At 46.8% G+C, this 1299-nt stretch carries 1 protein-coding gene; it reads left to right on the top strand.

What is annotated here, in order from left to right; genetic code table 11:
• Positions 1–1299 (top strand): toxin TcdB middle/N-terminal domain-containing protein (locus tag JCM12308_RS28165; protein WP_164845405.1); only part of this gene is annotated, 1299 nt, incomplete at both ends.

Genomic DNA, 1299 nt, shown 5'->3' with positions numbered 1-1299 from the left:
ACCAAGCTACCCTCATATCAGTTCACCTACAAACATGATGTCTTCGATCAGAAGAAAGTTTCTATCCCATATCGCAATATACCGCATAACCTGACCAGCACTAAAGTTACTGACTTAAACGGTGACCATATTGATGATTTGATTGGGCGGATCAAACACCGAGTTACCTATCGAAGCGATGATGTAACCAGACACAGCAGTTCATCTTCGAGTTCATTACCTCAAGGTGCTCGTTATTGGCTCTACATTAAACGTAGTGGTGCAAGTAAAAAACCGCAGATAAAGGCTACTTATGCCTATTCTATTACTACATGTACAGAAAGAGGTAGCGGGGAAGGGCCTGATCTTTGCTCAACCAAAAGCGCATCAACAACAGAAGGTGGGCTATATGCTGACACAACCAGAATAGCCGACTTTGATGGAGACGGCTTTGATGACATTATCACCGATCATCGTCAGGTTATGTCGCGCGCTGAAGATCAGAAATGGTCAAATGTCAAAGGCTTGCTGATTGCTGATTTTAATGGAGATGGCCGCGCTGATTTAGGGGATATTGATCCTCAGAAAAGAGATATCGACATTCGTCTCTCTAATGGCACTTCTGGCTTTATATCTAAGTTTACAACCCCCAAATTTTATGGAGCCCTTTATGGCGACTATAATGGCGATGGTCTCACCGATGTACTTTACTCCAAAAGCGGTCATAAGAGACAAATCTATTATAGTACCGGGTTAAGGCTAGCTGCAGGTCCAATTGTTCATTATTCAGCATTTGGAGACATTCACTCCAATGGTCGATTGGTTGCTGATGCAAATGGTGATGGTCGCTCTGATTACATCGGCAATCGGAAGCAGGATCATACGCGTCTGTATCTGAGCCGCGGCGATACACTCCTGCAATATCATACAGAAGGCCACGGAGATCTCATTCGTGATTATCCAACAGCTTTCATGGCTGATATTGATGGGGATGGGATCAACGAGTTCGTCACTCATCGAAAAAAAGTAACAAGCGGCTTTGATGGTCGTGCGACAAAACTCATCAGTGAGCGCCCGGATATGCTGGTAGGTGTGGTGTTGCCTTCAGGCGGGCAGCTCTCAGCCAGCTACACCACCTATGGCGGGGATCCTGAGGATGAGCGCTGGTTCCCACCTGTCCTGACCGTCCTGGCCTCCCTGACAGAAAAGCCCAACTCATCTCAAGCCTTCACCACACGCTTTGCTTACTCAGGCGGGCGCTGGGACTTTGACAACCGGCGCTTTGCCGGCTTCAAAAAGATCATAACCACTTTGCCAAAG

It is taken from the genome of Pseudovibrio denitrificans JCM 12308 (assembly GCF_001310815.1).
GTDB classification, from domain to species: domain Bacteria; phylum Pseudomonadota; class Alphaproteobacteria; order Rhizobiales; family Stappiaceae; genus Pseudovibrio; species Pseudovibrio denitrificans.
This window is presented reverse-complemented; position numbering and strand designations above follow the sequence as displayed.